A 17,458-nucleotide genomic window follows, 5' to 3' on the forward strand; every position below is an offset into this window, starting at 1 on the left:
AAAAGCGAATAAATTTATTATCCGGGGGATGGACATGCGGTTGTTTGTGGCTATAAATTTTTCGTCTACCTTGAAACAAGCCCTGGCGGAACTGTTGGAAGAACTGCGGCAGCTGGCACCTAACATCAAATGGGTGCCGCCGGAGAATATCCATTTAACCCTCAAGTTTTTGGGAGAAGTGGCCCCCACCGGAGTTGAGGAAATGGGGGCCGCCCTCCAGCGGGCCGCTGCAGGGCTCGGTCCCTGGCACCTGGAAATAAAGGGTACGGGGGTTTTCCCTGGATGGCGTAGTCCCCGGGTGGTTTGGGTGGGAGTAAACTCGGAGAAGCCCCTGTATATTTTACAGCAACAGTTGAGCCAGGAATATCTGGCCCTGGGTTTTCCCCTCACTCCCTTTACTCCCCACCTGACTTTGGGCCGCCTGCGGCCGGGGACGACCCTGGGGGCAGTAGAGGAAAAGCTTAAAAGCTTGTTAGATCACTCCTGGGGACAGGAGAAAGTAACGGCGGTAAGCCTGATGGAGAGTCGTCTGACGCCAAGGGGAGCCATTTATCGTCCGGTGCTAACGGTGCCCCTGCCGCAGGCTGAAGCGACACAGGCTTTTCCGACATAGTCAATCTTTATTGGCAGGAGGCGAAGTTACATAGTGATTTCTCCAGATAAACAGCGGGCTTTGGAAACGGCCTTACTTCAGATTGAAAGACACTTCGGCAAGGGCTCCATTATGAAGCTGGGTGAAAACGGCGCCCGCCTCAATGTAGAAGCAATCTCCACAGGCGCCCTGCCCCTGGATGTGGCCCTGGGGGTGGGGGGGCTGCCGCGTGGCCGGGTGATAGAGATTTTTGGACCGGAGTCTTCGGGAAAAACGACGGTCGCCCTGCACGTCGTAGCGGAGGCCCAGCGTAACGGGGGTGCGGCGGCCTTTATCGATGCCGAACACGCCCTTGATCCAGTTTATGCCAAAAATTTGGGCGTGGATATTGATAATCTTCTCGTCTCGCAGCCGGATACCGGCGAACAGGCCCTGGAAATAGCCGAAGCGCTGGTGCGCAGCGGGGCCATCGACGTCATTGTCATCGATTCCGTAGCCGCCTTGGTACCCCGTGCCGAACTGGACGGTGAAATGGGCGACGCCCATGTAGGACTTCAGGCAAGACTTATGTCCCAGGCCTTGCGCAAGCTGGCGGGCGTTATCGCCAAATCGCGTACGGTGGCCATTTTCATCAACCAGCTACGGGAAAAGGTGGGCGTCCTTTTCGGCAGCCCCGAAACCACTCCGGGCGGGCGAGCCCTGAAATTTTATGCTTCGGTACGCCTCGACGTACGCAAGCTTGACCAGGTAAAACAGGGAACGGAGATAATCGGCAGCCGCACCAGGGTCAAGGTTGTTAAAAACAAAGTCGCTCCTCCTTTCCGTCAGGCTGAATTCGACATTATTTACGGCCGGGGAATAGATCGGGAAGGCTGCCTTCTTGACATGGGGACAGAATTAGATATAGTAAAGAAGAGTGGGGCCTGGTATTCACTGGGGGAGGAACGCCTGGGACAGGGACGCGAGGCGGCGAAGGAATACCTGCGTAATCATCCAGAAGTGGCAGCGGCCATTGAAAACCAGATTCGGATAAAAACTGGATTGGTGAAGGTGGAAACAGGGGACGCGGCCGAAGGTGCAGAGGAAAGGTAATTCCCGGACGAAAAGCGCCTGGGACTATGCCCTGTATTTTTTAGCAAGACGCAGTCACAGTGAATATGAAATACGGGAAAAACTGCTGGCTAAGGGATTTACCGAGGAAGCCGTGACGAAAGTATTAGAACGCCTGAAGGCTGCGGGATTTCTGGATGATGTCCGCTTTGCCCGGAATTGGGCTGCCTATCGTATGGCTACTCACCCTTCCGGCAGCCGGCGGCTGCGCCAGGAACTGCAAGGGCGGGGCGTTTCACCGGAAATGGCGGCGGCGGTTGTGGCCGACCTCCTTCCTCGGGAAGAGGAACTGGAAGCAGCCCGCAGCCTGGCGGAAAGACACCGTCCACGCCGGGGAGAAAACCGGGAAAAATACGCTAGACGCCTTGCTCGTTTTCTATGGCAGCGGGGGTTCGATTTTGAAATAGTGCGCCAGGTGCTGGGAGAAAGGTTAGAGGGTTTATATATTGACATAGATAATTGAAATCTATAAAATATGATGGGAGAAACTAGGTGTAGGATCACCACCATAACCCTTTTATGGATAGATTTCACTACCAGGTTCAGCCTGGATGAAATATATTTTCCTATGCAAAAATAAATATCAGGCAGAGAAGTCCTGGTTTTGTTTTAAAAGGGGATATTTGGTTGGTGTGCCTATTTTTAAGCCGGGTTTCTACTCGGCTTTATTTTATGGAAGGGAGGTGAGGGACGATCCAGTATATACTGTATGCCTTGATAGCTTTCCTGGCAGGGGCAGCCGGGGGTTACGCTTTGCGTAAGTATCTTGCCGAAGCGAAAATAGCTTCGGCTGAGAAGGCTGCAGCTGCCATTATCGAAGAAGCTCAAAAAGAAGCCGAGGCTAAGAAACGCGAAGCGGTCCTGGAAGCTAAGGAAGAAGCCCACCGTATCCGCAATGAAGTGGAGCGGGAAAGTCGGGAAAGGCGCAATGAACTCCAGCGTTTCGAGCGTCGCCTGCTGCAAAAGGAAGAGGCTCTGGACCGCAAGACGGAAGCCCTCGAACGCAAAGAGGCCAATCTCCACCGCCAGGAAGAAGCCAACCAAAAGCTCAGGGAAGAACTGGAAGAGCTGCGCCGGAAACAGGTCAGCGAGCTGGAGCGCATTTCCGGTTTAACGACGGAAGAGGCCAGGACGATATTACTGCAGAATGTTGAAAAGGAAGTCCGACATGAAGCGGCCATGTTGATCAAGCAAATTGAAGCAGAAACCAAGGAAGAGGCGGAAAAGAGAGCCCGGGAAATTATCACCCATGCCATTCAACATTGTGCAGCCGACTATGTGGCCGAGGCGACAGTTTCAGTAGTAAATCTCCCCAACGACGAAATGAAGGGACGTATAATTGGCCGGGAAGGTCGTAATATTCGTGCCCTGGAAACGCTTACGGGCGTAGACCTGATAATTGATGATACGCCGGAAGCAGTAATACTCTCCAGCTTTGATCCCATCAGGCGCGAGGTGGCCCGTCTGGCCCTGGAGAAGTTAATCATTGACGGTCGTATTCATCCGGCACGCATCGAAGAAATGGTGGAAAAAGCCCGGAAAGAGGTTGAACAAAGGATCCGGGAAGAAGGAGAGAAGGCCACCTTTGAGGTGGGCATTCACGGCCTGCATCCGGAACTGGTGCGTCTCCTTGGCAAACTTAAGTACCGCACCAGTTATGGTCAAAACGTCCTCAAACATTCCCTGGAAGTGGCTTTCCTGGCCGGTGCCATGGCTGCCGAGCTGGGGGTAGACGTTCAGCTGGCCAAGCGGGCTGGTCTTCTCCACGATATTGGTAAAGCCGTTGACTTTGAGGTAGAAGGTCCCCATGTGGCGTTGGGAGTCGAACTGGCCAAGAAATATAAGGAATCCCCGGAAGTAATCCACGCCATCGAAGCCCACCATGGGGATGTGGAGCCGCGAAGCATTGAGGCCGGTCTGGTTCAGGCCGCCGATGCCATTTCGGCGGCACGTCCGGGTGCGCGGCGGGAAACGTTGGAGGCGTATATCAAACGCCTTGAAAAGCTGGAGGAGATTGCCGATTCCTTTGCCGGCGTAGAAAAATCCTATGCCATTCAAGCCGGCAGGGAAGTAAGGATTTTAGTAAAACCCGATAAAGTAGATGACGCCATGGCCGTCCATCTGGCCAGGGATATAGTGAAGAAAATCGAGAAGGAAATGGAATATCCGGGTCAGATTAAAGTGGTCGTTATCCGCGAAACCCGTGCCGTTGATTACGCTAAATAGCCAAGGGGCAGGGAGGTTTTATACTACCATCCCTGCCATTAAATTTTCCTGCCAAGCTGGAGATTAGACAAGCAGGAATTTGCTTTAAGGTGCAGAAGTAGTGTGTTATATATGAAAGTACAAGGCAGGTGTTAACCTTGGGCCTTCAGTACAAACACGGCGGCGAAGTGTCTGATACCATTGGGTTATTGATTTCTATTCTGGTGCGTTATCCGGAAGTTGCTACCATTAACTATGAACCGGCTGAACAATTACTGCGTTTTACCTTTATGCTTTCTGAGCCCATAACAGGGGAGAAGATGGAAAAATTCGCCGAGAAATTCCGCAAATCCCTTGAGGTATATAATTATCTCGAAAATAGAGAAGCACGGATAATCGACCTTAAATATACACCTTACGACCAGCTTACTTCTCTAGAGGTACAGCGTGATGTAGCTACCCTATCCCGTGATGAGATTGACCTCATCATTGCTTTGGTACGGGAAGGTTTTAACTCAACCCTTGTGGCGGAGAACAACGACAATATTATGGAAGAAGAGCTTATGATCCAGGAGGAGCTGATTGACCGGATGCTGGAAAGCGTCCGGGGCACCGTGCCGGAACGACGGCTTATCGCCTTTCGGGAAGAAGGAAGGGTCATGGTGTTTAATAAATAAATCCGCATCGCATAATATTTTTAAGGTCATTCGAGGGGAGCCTTATTGTTGCGGGTTTTAATGATCGGCGACATCGTTGGGCGGCCGGGACGGAAAGCGGTACAGGAACTTCTACCTTATCTGCTTCATGAATACCGGCCCGATTTGGTAGTGGCTAACGGGGAAAACGCCGCCGGCGGCAACGGCATAACCCCACCTGTTGCCGCTGAATTATTTAATAGAGGTATTCACGTTTTAACAATGGGTAACCATGTATGGGACAAACGCGAGGCTGAAAACCTTTTAGAAGAGGAGGCGCGGATCCTTCGACCGGCCAATTATCCCGACGGTACACCGGGCCGGGGATATACGATCATACGGGTTAAGGAAGACCTTCAGGTAGGTATAATTAATCTCTCAGGACGGATATTTTTATCTACCCTGGAATGTCCCTTCCGCTTGGCGCGTCTTCTGGCGGAGGAAATCAGGGCCACAACCAGGATGATCTTGGTGGATTTTCATGCCGAAGCAACTTCGGAAAAGGTTGCTATGGGTTGGTATCTAGATGGCCTGGTGAGCGCAGTTGTCGGCACCCATACCCACATTCAAACGGCCGACGCCCGTATCCTGCCGGGCGGTACGGCCTACATTACCGATGTGGGTATGACTGGCCCCAGAGATTCTATCCTGGGAGTAAAAACGGAAATCGTCATAAAAAAATTTATCACCCAAATGCCTGTACGCTTTGAAGTTGCCACCGGCCCCGTTCAGTTGGAAGCCGTTTTAATCGATATCAATCCGGATACCGGCCGGGCGGAGGCCATTCAGAGGTTACAACTTTATGGTACATCCTGATTTCCGGGCTGCCGATTTACATAGCCATACTACGGCCTCCGACGGACGGTTTACACCAGAAGAACTAATAAGGCTTGCCAAGGAAAAGGGGCTGGCGGCCATCGGCGTTACCGACCACGATACGGTGACCGGCCTGGAAGGTGCCCTGGCCGCTGGCAATAGTTACGGCATTACGGTGGTGCCCGGCGTCGAGCTGAGTACCGAATGGGAAGAAAAGGAGATCCATATCCTGGGATATTACCTCGATTGGCTTGAAGGAAACCTGCTGGGTTTCTTAGAGGCAATGCGGCGGGAGCGCAGCAGGCGCGTTGCCAGGATTGTAACAAGGTTACAGGAACTGGGTTACAACGTTAACTTGGGCGAGGTGCAGCGGGAAGCTCAAGGTGAGGCGGTGGGACGGCCCCACATTGCGGCCGCCCTGGTGCGCCGGGGCTATTTCCCCAACCTCAAAACTGCCTTTAAGACTCTCCTGGCGCGGGGTCGCCCGGCTTACGTACCGCGGGCCAAAGTCGCGCCTGTCCGGGCGGTAGAGGTGATATTAAAGGCCGGCGGCGTTCCTGTTCTGGCCCATCCCGGCTTGAGCCAGGCCGACCCCCTCATTCCCGACCTTGTGGCCGCAGGTCTGCAAGGTATCGAAGTCTATTACCCCTATCATAGCGCCGGTGTTACCAGACATTACCTGGAACTGGCAGCAAGGTTTGATTTGGTGGTTACCGGCGGATCGGATTTTCATGGCATAGTTGACGAAAGCCACGGCGATCTGGGTGCTTGTTGTGTGAGTATGGCAAAAGTTGAGGAACTGCAGGCACGGGCGAAAAAGATAAAAGAGCGAACGACTAAGGTTTGATTTCCGGGCATATATTTTAGAAAACCTTAAAGCTAGGGGGTGAGGGCGTTGATCGACGGCGATCCGGGCGCCCTTTACCGGCGGATTCAAGAGCTGGAGGACAAGGTGGAACAGCTACGCATCAGTCGCCGGGTATTGATGCATCTGGTGGAAAAGAGCGAGAACGAGAAATGGGAAATGATCAACCGTCTGCTTCAGGAAAAGGAAAGTCTTAAGGTGCGCAACCGCCGTTATGCCCGGTTGCTCTGGGAAAAGAATAAAGAGCTGGCCCTTTTGGCCGGTAAATTGCAGGGCCTTCCTTTACCCAGGCCTTGACGGAAAAGGTAGCCAAAGTTTATACTATAGTTAACTTATTAATTTAATAAGGGACAGGTGCCGAAAAGGTTAAAAGGGAATCAGGTGAAAATCCTGAGCGGTCGCGCCACTGTAACCGGGGAGCCCGCTTCAAAGCCACTGGTATCTGTACCGGGAAGGCGAAGCAGGGCAAGGAGCCGGAGCCAGGAAACCTGCCTGTTCATTAAACCCTCGCGTCAAGGGGCCTATGGGTATAGATTACGACTCCAGCTCTTCGTGGGGGCTGGAGTTTTTCTTTTAGGAGGTTTTACATGGAACGCGGGCCGTTGATCATGGTCACCGGAGGAGCTAGAAGCGGTAAAAGCCGGTTGGCCGAGGAGCTGGCTGCCGCCGGGGGAGGACGGGTGGTTTACCTGGCCACTGCTGTAATAGGGGATGATGAAATGGCGGCCCGGGTGGCGGCCCACCGGCGCCGGCGCCCCCCCGGGTGGCTGACGGTGGAAGCCCCCCTGGCCGTCACCGAAGCCATGGCCCGGGAGGGTAAACGCGCCGACACCATCCTCTTGGATAGCATGGGTATGTGGATTAACAACCTTTTGGGCGGCTTGCAGCAGGGTGGGGCGTCAGACGGAGGGGAAGACCATGATGTCGTAATTGAAAATATTATGAACTTGGTACGGAAACTCGTCGTGACAGCCTGGGAGGTTCCGGCGCGGGTGATTATCGTTACCGAAGAAACGGGCCTCGGCCTTGTTCCCCCATATCCCCTGGGAAGGCTTTTTCGCGATCTCCTGGGTCTGGCCAACCAGGAAATCGCCTCCCGGGCCGATAGGGTATATCTGGTGATGGCCGGTTTGCCCCTTATCTTAAAAGACCTTTTATCTGAATAAGACTTCTCGAAAAATATCGCAAAAAATGGGGAGGAACTATTTTTGCCTGAAAAGTTGCGTCGGGGCTATACCACCGGCACCTGTGCTGCCGCCGCCGCCAGGGCGGCCGCTATGGCTTTATACCAAAGGCGCTTGGTCCAAGAAGTTACATTAACCCTGCCGGCGGGTGATACGGTGACCCTACCGGTCACCGTCCGGCGGGAAGCGGACCGGGCGGAAGCCGTGGTAATCAAAGACGCCGGCGACGATCCCGATGTTACCAATGGTGTCGCCATCCACGTTTGCGCTCGCCTATGTCCGAAAGGTTTAATACTGCGCGGCGGTTCCGGGGTAGGGAGGGTGACACTACCGGGTTTAGCCATACCTCCGGGTGAACCGGCCATTAACCCCGTGCCCCGGCGAATGATCGCCGCGGCAGTCGCCGATCTTATTCCCCCTGGAGGGGGGATGGAACTGGAAATCAGTATTCCCGGCGGTGAGGAACTGGCGCGGCGTACCCTCAATCCCCGCCTGGGAATCGAAGGCGGGCTTTCCATCCTGGGTACCACCGGTATTGTCGAACCCATGTCCGTAGAAGCCTACCGTGCCTCCCTTGTGCCACAGATAGACGTCGCCCTGGCCGCCGGTTATAATACCCTCATATTGACTCCGGGCCGTTTGGGGCAGCGTTATGCCGAAGAGAAATATCAACTGCCCCCCGGGGCGGTAGTTCTTACGAGCAATTTCATCGGGTATATGCTGGAGGCCTGTGTCGAACGAAAAGTCAGGGGAGTGCTTCTTTGGGGTCATGCCGGCAAGCTCATTAAAATAGCCGGGGGTATTTTTTATACCCATAGCCGAATGGCAGACGGACGCCAAGAAGTCCTGGCCGCTTGGGCCGCTGTAAAAGGCGCTTCTTCAACTTATGTAGACAAGATTTTACAGGCAACAACGGTCGAAGGAGCCATAGAAATTATCGCTGCCGCAGGTTTGGGGCGGGATTTCTGGGATGATTTGGCGGCAAGGGCGAGCCATAGGGCTTTAACCTTTGTCCGAAAGGAATTAGCTGTCGGCACTGCCTTCCTCAGCCTGCAGGGTGATCTTATAGGCGCGGACGCAACGGCCCGCCAAATGATGGAGGAATTGCGTCAAGGTGTTTAAAGACAGTTGGCTGACGGTAATAGGGGTGGGCCCCGGTAGTGGGGAATATGTAACGCCGGCGGCACGGAGGGCGGCGGCGGCGGCCGAGGTTCTTATCGGCGGCCGAAAGGCCCTCGATCTTTTTGCCGATTTAGAATGCGAAAAAATGCTGATTACTGGGGATCTAGAAAGACTGCGCGATTTTCTTCTTAAGATTCGCGGGCGACCCACGGCTGTACTTGTTTCTGGGGACCCCGGCCTATTCAGCCTTCTCCCCTGGGTAAAAAGACAGTTCCCGGGAGAAAAAATTAACGTTATTCCCGGTATCAGTTCCATACAACTTGCCTTCGCCCGTCTGGCCTGCGGATGGGAAGACGTCGTTTTTTTAAGCTGTCACGGCCGTTCGTTGGAGGTTCTTGAGCCTTATTTGCCGCGGTTGAAGTCCGCCCAGGTGCGACTGGCTATTCTTACCGGCGGTGCCAACACCCCCCCGGTTATAGGAAGATATTTAGTCGACCACGGCCTCGAAGGCCTGATGGTATGGGTAGGTATCGAACTGGGCGGCGACGGAGAGCAAACGGCCTGGCTGACGGCGGCCGAGCTGGCCCGCAGTGATTTTCTCGGCCCAGGGGTGGTGATAGCCGGCTGTGAACCTGATTGATTGGCCTTATTCTACCCCGGGTATACCCGACAACTGCTTCAGTCGCAGCCGGGTCCCAATGACCAAAGAAGAAATCAGGGTCTTGACCCTGGCCAAAGCCCGGCTGGGTCCGGGGATGACGGTTTACGATATTGGTTCGGGTACGGGGAGCCTGGCAGTGGAGGCGGCCCGGCTGGTGGCGCCGGCAGAAGTCCTGGCCGTGGACGGCAACCCGGAAGCCTGCACCCTGGTCCGGGAGAATGCTCGGCGTTTCGGCCTCAAAAACGTCAGGGTCATAACCGGTATGGCGCCGGCGGCCTTAAAGGGTTTGCCGCCGCCGGACCGGGTGTTCATCGGTGGCAGCGGCGGGCATCTGGAAGATATTCTGGCAGACTGCCATCAAGTTTTGCGGCCGGGGGGCATTATCGTTGTCAACGCCATTACCGTGGAAACCCTGGGGACGGTCCTGTCCTGGGGCCGCAGCAGGGGTTACCAGGTGGAAGCCCTGGCCGTGAACCTGGCCCGCTTGGAAATGGTCGGCCGTTACCACATCTGGCGGCCTTTGAACCCCGTATATATCGTGCAGCTGACAATACAGCTGGGGCATGAGGAATAGGAGGCAGGAGCGGTGAGTGGAACCCTATACGGCCTCGGGGTCGGCCCGGGGGACCCGGAACTTTTGACCTTGAAGGCGAAAGCCATTTTAGAACAGGTGCCGGTTCTGGCGGTACCCGTATCTCAGCGCGGCGAGGAAAGCCTGGCCCTCCAGGTGGTTCGCCCTTTTACCAGGCCCGACCAGGAAATAATGAATCTTTTTATGCCTATGACCCGGGACCGGGATTACCTGGAGAGGGCATGGGATGCAGCGGCGGCTGAACTGCTGACCGTCCTCGTTGCCGGTAGGGACGTGGCCTTTCTGACCCTGGGGGATGCTTCTCTTTACAGTACCTACAGCTATTTAATGGAGCGTCTGCAAAGGCTCAAACCTGATTTGCAAATCGTAACCGTGCCCGGTATCACCTCCTTTGCCGCGGCGGCCGCCAGACTGAATGTTCCTCTGGCGGTAGGGGACGAGCCCCTGGCCATTATCCCGGCTTTAAAAGACCCTGCCGTTTTGAAGGAATATTTAACCCTTTTCCCCAACCTCGTCCTGATGAAGGTCGCCCGGCGTTACGACGCCATCGTTTCTGTGCTTGAAGAAGCAGGGGTTGCTGGGCCAGGGGTTGCTGGGCAGGCTTATCTAGCCAGCCGCTGCGGGTGCCCCGGAGAAAGCTACAGCCGGGATATTACAGCGGAAAAAGGGAAAAAACAGGATTACTTGTCATTGATTATAGTAAAAAGGGCGGTGGGTGCCTCATAGTTATTTTCGGAGGAGCGGTTGAACAATGAAGGTTTACTTTGTCGGAGCCGGTCCGGGAGACCCGGAGCTCATTACCGTAAAGGGGCGCCGCCTCCTGGAAGAAGCCGACGTAGTTATCTATGCCGGTTCTTTGGTTAACCCGGAAATTTTAAAATACGCGCGGCCGGAAGCAAGGCTTTATAACAGCGCCTCCCTAACCCTGGAAGAAGTCTTGGCCATTATCCGGGAGGCGGTGAGCGAAGGCAAAAGGGTTGTCCGCCTGCACACGGGTGATCCTTCCCTGTACGGTGCCATCCAGGAGCAAATGGACGCCCTGGAAAGCCTGGGTATCCCCTATGAGATCGTGCCCGGCGTCAGTTCCTTTGCGGCAGCGGCGGCGGCCGTCAAAAGGGAGTTCACCCTGCCCGGCGTCAGTCAGACTGTGATCCTTACCCGCCGGACCGGCCGTACCCCGGTGCCCGCTGGGGAAAACCTGCCCGATTTAAGTCGTCACCGCGCCAGCCTGTGCCTTTTCCTCAGCAGCCGGGACCTGGAGGCGGCGACGGCCGAGCTGGCCTTGGGGTACGGGAACGAGACTCCGGCGGCAGTAGTCTACAAGGCTTCCTGGCCGGAAGAAAGAGTTATCTACGGTACCCTGGGGAATATCGCCGCTAAAAGCCGGGAAGCAGGCATCGAGCGGACGGCCCTCCTTCTGGTAGGTGATTTCCTGTCCGGCCCTTACCGGCGCTCCTGCCTCTACAATCCGAACTTCAGCCACGGCTACCGTAAGGGGGAGAAATCCGGTGGATGAAGGCGGGGAAGTAGCCATCGTCACCCTGACCCGGCCCGGATATGAGACGGCCCTGCGGCTGGCCCAGGCTTTGCCGGGGAAGATTACCGTCTTTATCCCCGCCGATCTGAGCTTACCGGCAGGAAGATTGGATGGAAATACACTCAATATCAAAAGCTATGCCGGGCCTCTATCCCAGTTCCTGGGTCAAATTTTTCACCGCTACCCCTCACTTATTATGGTTATGGCCGTAGGAATTGCCGTGCGGGCGCTGAGCCCCCACCTTGTTTCAAAAAAGACAGACCCGGCGGTGGTCGTGGTGGACGTGGCGGGACAACATGCCGTCAGCCTCCTTTCCGGCCACCTTGGGGGAGCCAACGCTCTGGCCCGCCGGGTGGCGGCTGTCCTGAACGGCCGGGCGGTCATTACTACCGCCAGCGAGGTGCAGGGGCTTCCGCCCCTAGATCTGGTAGCCCGCGATTTGAACATGGATGTCCGGCCGGCGGCCGCCTTTAGCAGAGTGATGGCGGCCCTGGTCAACGGCGTGCCGGTGGAGGTGCTGGTGGAAAGGCCTTTGCTCAAGACCGTGGAGAGAGCCTTGCGGGATTTAAGACCGCGACCCCTGGAGAACTGCTTTCCCGAAGGTGTGGCCGAAGCCGGGATTTTGGTAACGTGGCGGCGTCTGCCCCTGCCGGGGCCGCAGTGGGTCTACTGGCGGCCCCGGGTAATCAGCGCCGGTATCGGCTGCCGCCGCGGAACACCCGCGAAGACGATTCTTTACGCCCTGGGCCTGGCCATGGCAGAGGCGGGCCTCAGCCGCCGCAGCCTGGCCGCCCTGGCCAGCGTTGATTTTAAGGGCGAAGAGCCCGGCCTAAAAGAAGCGGCTGCGCGGCTTAACGTTAAGCTTTTAACCTTTACCTCTGAAGAGCTAGCACGTTGCTTGGAGCACCGGCCCAATCTCAATCGCTCGGAAAGGGTTAAAAGGTTCATCGGCATCCCGGGGGTTTGCGAGCCGGCGGCAATCCTGGCTGCAGGAGGGGGGGAATTATTATGGCCGAAAAAGAGCTACCGGGGAGTTACGGTCGCCCTGGCCCTGGCGAAATAGCGGTTGTGGGTTTGGGACCCGGCGGGGAGGAAGAGATGACGCCCCGCGCCAGGCAGGCCCTGGAGCGGGCGGAAGTAATCGTCGGTTACCGCACTTATATTGATTTAATAGCCTCCCTGGCGGCCGGACGGGAGGTAGTGGTTACCGGCATGACGGGGGAAGTGGCCCGCTGCCGGGAAGCGGTGGAGAGGGCCGCCGCCGGAGCCCGTGTGGCCGTTGTTTCCAGCGGCGATCCCGGTGTCTACGGTATGGCCGGGCTGCTTCTGGAAATCCTGGCCGCACACCCCCGGGGCAAAGAGATAAAAGTCGAGGTCGTTCCCGGGGTGACGGCGGCCACTGCGGCGGCAGCCGCCCTGGGGGCGCCCCTGATGCATGACTTTGCCGTAATCAGCCTAAGCGATCGTTTAACTCCGTGGGAGGTAATCGCCGACCGCCTCGAGCATGCGGCGGCGGCAGATTTCGTTCTTGTTCTGTACAACCCCCGCAGCCACGGGCGTCCAGATCATCTCCGCCGCGCCCGGGACATTATCCTCCGATACCGTCACCCGACCACCCCTGTGGGGGTGGTGCGCAACGCCGGGCGGGAAGGGGAAGAAGCCTGGATCCGTGACCTGAACACCTTTCTGGATTTACCGGTAGATATGGTGAGTACGGTAATCATCGGCAACAGCCAGACCAGGGTGCTGGACGGCCGTCTGGTGACACCCAGGGGGTATCGGTTGTGATCCTGGTACTGGCTGGTACCAAAGACGCCGGCAGAATTATCGGTGTTTTAAAGTCAGAGGGTTACCGGGTGGCCGCCAGCGTTGTTACCGAGTACGGGGCCAGACTGGCCGGAGAAGCAGGAGCCGATCTGGTCCACACAGGCCCCCTGGGGAAAGAAGAACTGGAAAAATATCTAAAAAAACACGGCATTGTTGCAGTGATTGACGCCACCCATCCCTTCGCCGTCGCCATAACCGAAGCTGCCCGGGAAACCTGTCGCTCCCTGGGACTGCCCTATTTCCGTTACCGTCGGCCGGAAGTGCAACTACCTTCCCATCCGTACCTGTTGCCGGCCTCAAGTTTTGAGGAAGCTGCCGTGCTGGCCGCCCGCGGCCGGGTAATATTTCTCACCATCGGGACGCGCCATCTGGAGTGTTTTACAGAGGCACCGGCCCTGAAGGGGAAGAGACTCGTCGTCCGGGTGTTGCCCGAAGAGGATTCCCTTGCTAAATGCCGGCGTTTAGGGATCTGGCCCCGGGATATTGTGGCCATCCAGGGTCCCTTGAGCTATGAATTGAACCGGGCCTTATATCGACAATACAATGCCGATGTGGTTGTTACTAAAGACAGCGGAAGTGTTGGCGGGGTTGAGGAAAAAGTTCGAGCCGCCCTTGACCTGGGTCTAACGGTCGTGGTCGTTCGCCGCCCGCCTGAAGCCGGCGCTCTGTCTTTGGAGGAGCTCATCCCCTTGCTGGAGGAAGCCATAGAGCTATAGGAAGATAGGAGGACGGAAATGAATACAGGTATTATATTACTTGGCCACGGCAGCCGTATCCCCGAGGCCAACGAGCATTTGAAGGTGCTGGCAGCCCAGGTGCGGGAGTTTTTGGGTGAGGTCCGGGTACAGCCCTGCTACATGATGCGCACCCATCCGGATCTTTTAGAGGGAATTACCATGCTGGTGGAGGAAGGCCTGCGGCAGATCATCGTCATACCCATGTTTTTCTGCAACGGTCTTCACGTCCAGCGGGACATTCCCGAGCTTTTGGAGGCCGCACGGGAGCGTTTTCCCGGGGTTACCTTGATTTACGGTACCAACCTTGGCGCCGATCGGCGAATCGCCGAGGTTATAGTCGAGCGCATCAGGGAGGTGGCTCCCGGTGTCGTACCTCAATAATCCCCGGGCCATCGAGGCCCAGAGCCGGGCCATCATCGCAGCGCGGCTAGGCGCTCTCGGACTGGGAGCAGGGGAAAGGGACATCGTTACCCGGATTATCCATGCCACCGGCGACCTGGAATATGCCCGACTGGTGGTCATTCACCCCCGACTGGTTGCAGCGGCTACTGCCGCCCTGCGTGGCGGTGCGGACATCATTACCGACATCGAAATGGTGCGCCAGGGGATCAATAGCTCAATGCTTGCCAGGGGCGGCGGCCAGGTAATCTGCGCCATCCGGGAAAGGGAGGTGGCCGCGGCAGCGGCGGCCAGGGGGGTTACCAGAGCCATGGCCGCCATGGAATTCCTGGCGCCCCGGATGACGGGAGCAGTTGTGGCCATCGGCAATGCTCCCACGGCCCTTTTCCGCTTGCTGGAACTGATGGCCGCCGGTCGGGCGGCACCGGCGGCCATAATCGGTACGCCGGTAGGCTTTGTAGGAGCGGCGGAAGCCAAGGCGGCCCTAGAGAAAGCCGACGTACCATTTATCACCGTGCGGGGCACCAGGGGCGGCAGCACGGTGGCGGTGGCCGCCGTCAACGCCTTGCTGCATCTGACTTGGGACGAAGAAGGTGATGATTAATGGCCCGGGCGATCATGCTCCAGGGCACCAGTTCCAATGTCGGCAAGAGCGTCCTGGCGGCAGCGCTGTGCCGCATCTTTTACCGCTCCGGCTTCCGGGTGGCTCCTTTTAAATCCCAGAACATGGCCTTAAATTCCGGTGCCACCCCTGACGGTGGGGAAATGGGACGCGCCCAGCTGGTGCAGGCTTATGCCGCCGGGGTAGAACCGCGGGTGGAGATGAATCCGGTTTTGCTCAAACCCACGGCCCACGCCCGCTCCCAGGTAATTTTACTGGGACGCCCGGTCGGCAACGTAGGGGCCAGGGAGTACCATGGAAGCTTTAATCAGGAGCTGTGGCGATACGTGGAGGAGGCTTATGCCGTCCTGGATAAGGAATTTGAGGTAATCGTTATAGAAGGCGCCGGCAGCCCGGCGGAGGTTAACCTTAAAGCCCGGGAGATAGCCAACATGCGGGTGGCCAAAATGGCCAGGGCGCCGGTACTCTTGGTGGCCGATATCGACCGCGGCGGCGCCCTGGCGGCCATTGTGGGGACCCTTGAGCTCCTGGATGAAGACGAAAGGGAGCTGGTGGCGGGCTTGATTATCAACAAGTTCCGGGGCGACGTGGCTCTGCTGCAGCCTGCTCTAGAATTTTTAGAAAGAAAAACCGGCAAGCCCGTTCTTGGGGTCATCCCCTTTCTGACCCACGGCCTGCCCGAGGAAGATTCCGTAGCCCTGGAACAAGTAGTCAATCGTCCAACCGCCCCTGATGAAGTAGAAATTGTCGTAATAAAGCTGCCCTGCATCGCCAACTTTACCGATTTTGATGCCCTACAAAGGGAACAGGGCGTCAACCTGCGCTATGTAGAAGACAAAAACGACCTTGGCAATCCGGATCTCATCATCATACCGGGAAGCAAAAATACCATTGGGGATTTGCTTTGGCTGCGGCAGCGGGGCCTGGAAGAAGCCGTTAAAGGGCTGGCATCACGGGGCACACCGGTGGTGGGCATATGCGGCGGCTATCAAATGCTGGGGCTGGAAATTGCCGATCCCGGCCATGTGGAAACCGACCATGACGGCATAGACGGCATGGGGCTTCTGCCGGTGCGTACCATTTTTCAACCCACCAAGGCTACCAACCTCGTTCGGGGCCGGGTAACCGGTACGGGGCCTTTTCTGGGGCCGCTGCAGGGCCTGGAGGTAAAGGGCTATGAGATCCACATGGGGTCAAGCAGCCTGGCTGAAGGTCGGCCGGCCTTTAAAATTACTAAGCGCGGCAACACCCCTGTGGATATCGACGACGGCGCCCAAAGTAGCGACGGTCTGGTGTGGGGTACTTACATCCACGGCATCTGGGACAATGACGCCTTCCGCCACCGGATACTGGCCGTTTTACGGGCCAGGCGCGGTTTTGTAGACAGGGTGGGCAGCCTGAAATTTGCCGCCGATCTGGAGCGCCGTTTTGACGCTCTGGCGGCTGCGGTGGCCAGGCATTTAGATTTAAAACGACTGGCGGCCATCATGGGTCTGGAGCGGCCCCTGGCAGGTGAAGGATTTGGATCCTAGCGTCCTTGTCCTGGTACTTGCCCTCCTCCTCGACCTGGCGGTGGGGGATCCGACCTGGCTTGTACATCCGACCCAGATCATGGGTGCGGGAATAAACGCTCTGGAAAAATTACTCTGGCGGCCGAAGGCGTCCCGGAGCTACCTGCTGGCTGCAGGAGCGGTGGTAGCAGTGATCATTGTCGCCGCGGCATGGCTGATTACCCGGGAACTGCTGGTGGCGGCCGGGCGGCTCAATTACTGGGCGGGAGTATTGCTGGGGGGCTGGCTCCTGGCGACAACCATCGCCCCCCGGGGTCTGGCAGCGGCGGCCGCTGGTGTCCTCCGGGCCCTGGAGGAAGGCGATCTGGTCCAGGCCCGCCGCCGGGTCGGCAGGATTGTAGGGCGTGATACAGAAGGCCTGGATGAAGGGGAAGTGGTCCGGGCGACGGTGGAAACCGTAGCCGAAAATAGTTGTGACGGCGTTATCGCTCCCCTGTTCTATTTTTTCCTTGGGGGAGTACCACTGGCCATGGCCTATCGCGCCGTCAATACCCTGGATTCCATGCTGGGGTATAAAAACGACCGTTACCTTTACTTCGGTCGGGCGGCGGCCAGACTGGACGATGCGGCCAACTATTTACCAGCCAGGTTGACGGGCCTTGCCTTATGTGCGGCGGCCGTGCTGCTGGGCTGTGGAAGACAGGCCTGGAAGGTTATGCTGCGCGATGCCCGTCGTCACCCCAGCCCCAACAGCGGTTTTCCAGAGGCGGCAGTTGCCGGCGCCCTGGGCGTGCAGCTGGGTGGCCTTAACTACTACCAGGGACGGCCTTCCCGGCGCCCCCTGATCGGCGAGGCCCGGCAGCCTTTAAGGAGAGAGCATATCACCAGGGCCGTCTGCCTTATGGCGGCCGCCACTTTACTCATTTCCTTGGCCGGCGGGTTGATTTTGACCCAAAAGGGGCGCTGGTATTAAAAAGGGGTAT

Annotated in this window: 21 protein-coding genes and 1 riboswitch; all 21 genes read left to right on the top strand. The window is 57.1% G+C overall.

Features of this window, described 5'->3' with window-relative positions; all coding sequences use genetic code 11:
- Window positions 1-34 precede the first annotated feature (34 nt).
- The 21 genes from thpR (at window position 35) to cbiB (ending at window position 17,448) form a co-directional block, all read left to right on the top strand.
- The gene (gene thpR, locus MHFGQ_RS06010; RefSeq protein ID WP_106004293.1) at window positions 35-613 is read left to right on the top strand and encodes an RNA 2',3'-cyclic phosphodiesterase; all 579 of its coding nucleotides are present in this window, start codon (window positions 35-37) and stop codon (window positions 611-613) included.
- Window positions 614-646: 33 nt separating this feature from the next.
- Window positions 647-1,684, top strand: a complete 1,038-nt coding sequence (recA, locus tag MHFGQ_RS06015) for a recombinase RecA (RefSeq protein ID WP_277996992.1) — start codon at window positions 647-649, stop codon at window positions 1,682-1,684.
- Window positions 1,668-2,165, top strand: coding sequence for a regulatory protein RecX (locus tag MHFGQ_RS06020; RefSeq protein WP_106004295.1), 498 nt, complete (start codon window positions 1,668-1,670; stop codon window positions 2,163-2,165). The genes recA and MHFGQ_RS06020 overlap by 17 nt, the downstream gene beginning before the upstream one ends.
- Before the next feature lie 239 nt (window positions 2,166-2,404).
- Window positions 2,405-3,928: a ribonuclease Y gene (gene rny, locus MHFGQ_RS06025; protein WP_422393040.1), complete on the top strand. Its 1,524-nt coding sequence runs from the start codon at window positions 2,405-2,407 to the stop codon at window positions 3,926-3,928.
- Window positions 3,929-4,056: 128 nt separating this feature from the next.
- Complete coding sequence (locus MHFGQ_RS06030; RefSeq protein ID WP_245907742.1) at window positions 4,057-4,584, top strand: hypothetical protein; 528 nt, start codon at window positions 4,057-4,059, stop codon at window positions 4,582-4,584.
- A 48-nt stretch (window positions 4,585-4,632) separates the two neighbouring features.
- A complete protein-coding gene (locus tag MHFGQ_RS06035; protein WP_106004298.1) occupies window positions 4,633-5,418 on the top strand; it encodes a TIGR00282 family metallophosphoesterase in 786 nt (261 codons plus the stop codon).
- Window positions 5,405-6,265, top strand: a complete 861-nt coding sequence (locus tag MHFGQ_RS06040; RefSeq protein WP_106004299.1) for a PHP domain-containing protein — start codon at window positions 5,405-5,407, stop codon at window positions 6,263-6,265. The genes MHFGQ_RS06035 and MHFGQ_RS06040 overlap by 14 nt, the downstream gene beginning before the upstream one ends.
- 48 nt (window positions 6,266-6,313) lie before the next feature.
- Window positions 6,314-6,580, top strand: a complete 267-nt coding sequence (locus MHFGQ_RS06045; protein ID WP_106004300.1) for a translation initiation factor 2 — start codon at window positions 6,314-6,316, stop codon at window positions 6,578-6,580.
- Between the two features lie 38 nt (window positions 6,581-6,618).
- Window positions 6,619-6,793, top strand: a riboswitch (cobalamin riboswitch).
- 77 nt (window positions 6,794-6,870) lie between these two features.
- Window positions 6,871-7,449 carry a bifunctional adenosylcobinamide kinase/adenosylcobinamide-phosphate guanylyltransferase gene (cobU, locus tag MHFGQ_RS06050; RefSeq protein ID WP_106004301.1) on the top strand — a complete coding sequence of 193 codons (579 nt, stop codon included), beginning with the start codon at window positions 6,871-6,873 and terminating at the stop codon, window positions 7,447-7,449.
- A 42-nt stretch (window positions 7,450-7,491) separates the two neighbouring features.
- Window positions 7,492-8,589, top strand: a complete 1,098-nt coding sequence (cbiD, locus tag MHFGQ_RS06055; protein WP_106004302.1) for a cobalt-precorrin-5B (C(1))-methyltransferase CbiD — start codon at window positions 7,492-7,494, stop codon at window positions 8,587-8,589.
- Window positions 8,582-9,229 carry a precorrin-6y C5,15-methyltransferase (decarboxylating) subunit CbiE gene (gene cbiE, locus MHFGQ_RS06060; RefSeq protein WP_106004303.1) on the top strand — a complete coding sequence of 216 codons (648 nt, stop codon included), beginning with the start codon at window positions 8,582-8,584 and terminating at the stop codon, window positions 9,227-9,229. The genes cbiD and cbiE overlap by 8 nt, the downstream gene beginning before the upstream one ends.
- On the top strand, window positions 9,216-9,824 hold the full coding sequence (gene cbiT / locus MHFGQ_RS06065) for a precorrin-6Y C5,15-methyltransferase (decarboxylating) subunit CbiT (protein WP_106004304.1): 609 nt from the start codon (window positions 9,216-9,218) through the stop codon (window positions 9,822-9,824). Before cbiE ends, cbiT begins: the two co-directional genes overlap by 14 nt.
- A gap of 12 nt (window positions 9,825-9,836) precedes the next feature.
- Window positions 9,837-10,568, top strand: coding sequence for a precorrin-2 C(20)-methyltransferase (gene cobI, locus MHFGQ_RS06070; RefSeq protein ID WP_106004305.1), 732 nt, complete (start codon window positions 9,837-9,839; stop codon window positions 10,566-10,568).
- A gap of 25 nt (window positions 10,569-10,593) precedes the next feature.
- Window positions 10,594-11,358: a precorrin-4 C(11)-methyltransferase gene (gene cobM, locus MHFGQ_RS06075; RefSeq protein ID WP_106004306.1), complete on the top strand. Its 765-nt coding sequence runs from the start codon at window positions 10,594-10,596 to the stop codon at window positions 11,356-11,358.
- The gene (locus tag MHFGQ_RS06080; RefSeq protein WP_106004307.1) at window positions 11,351-12,442 is read left to right on the top strand and encodes a cobalt-precorrin 5A hydrolase; all 1,092 of its coding nucleotides are present in this window, start codon (window positions 11,351-11,353) and stop codon (window positions 12,440-12,442) included. Before cobM ends, MHFGQ_RS06080 begins: the two co-directional genes overlap by 8 nt.
- Window positions 12,388-13,167 (top strand): precorrin-3B C(17)-methyltransferase, encoded by a 780-nt coding sequence (cobJ, locus tag MHFGQ_RS06085; protein WP_106004308.1) that lies wholly within the window; start codon window positions 12,388-12,390, stop codon window positions 13,165-13,167. Before MHFGQ_RS06080 ends, cobJ begins: the two co-directional genes overlap by 55 nt.
- Window positions 13,164-13,922, top strand: a complete 759-nt coding sequence (gene cobK / locus MHFGQ_RS06090) for a precorrin-6A reductase (protein ID WP_106004309.1) — start codon at window positions 13,164-13,166, stop codon at window positions 13,920-13,922. Before cobJ ends, cobK begins: the two co-directional genes overlap by 4 nt.
- 18 nt (window positions 13,923-13,940) lie before the next feature.
- Window positions 13,941-14,324, top strand: a complete 384-nt coding sequence (locus tag MHFGQ_RS06095) for a sirohydrochlorin chelatase (RefSeq protein WP_106004310.1) — start codon at window positions 13,941-13,943, stop codon at window positions 14,322-14,324.
- The gene (locus MHFGQ_RS06100; RefSeq protein WP_106004311.1) at window positions 14,308-14,946 is read left to right on the top strand and encodes a precorrin-8X methylmutase; all 639 of its coding nucleotides are present in this window, start codon (window positions 14,308-14,310) and stop codon (window positions 14,944-14,946) included. The genes MHFGQ_RS06095 and MHFGQ_RS06100 overlap by 17 nt, the downstream gene beginning before the upstream one ends.
- Window positions 14,946-16,496: a cobyric acid synthase gene (locus tag MHFGQ_RS06105; protein WP_106004312.1), complete on the top strand. Its 1,551-nt coding sequence runs from the start codon at window positions 14,946-14,948 to the stop codon at window positions 16,494-16,496. The genes MHFGQ_RS06100 and MHFGQ_RS06105 overlap by 1 nt, the downstream gene beginning before the upstream one ends.
- The gene (cbiB, locus tag MHFGQ_RS06110; RefSeq protein ID WP_106004313.1) at window positions 16,486-17,448 is read left to right on the top strand and encodes an adenosylcobinamide-phosphate synthase CbiB; all 963 of its coding nucleotides are present in this window, start codon (window positions 16,486-16,488) and stop codon (window positions 17,446-17,448) included. The genes MHFGQ_RS06105 and cbiB overlap by 11 nt, the downstream gene beginning before the upstream one ends.
- Window positions 17,449-17,458: the final 10 nt, after the last annotated feature.

Source organism: Moorella humiferrea, assembly GCF_039233145.1.
GTDB lineage: Bacteria > Bacillota > DSM-521 > Neomoorellales > Neomoorellaceae > Neomoorella > Neomoorella humiferrea.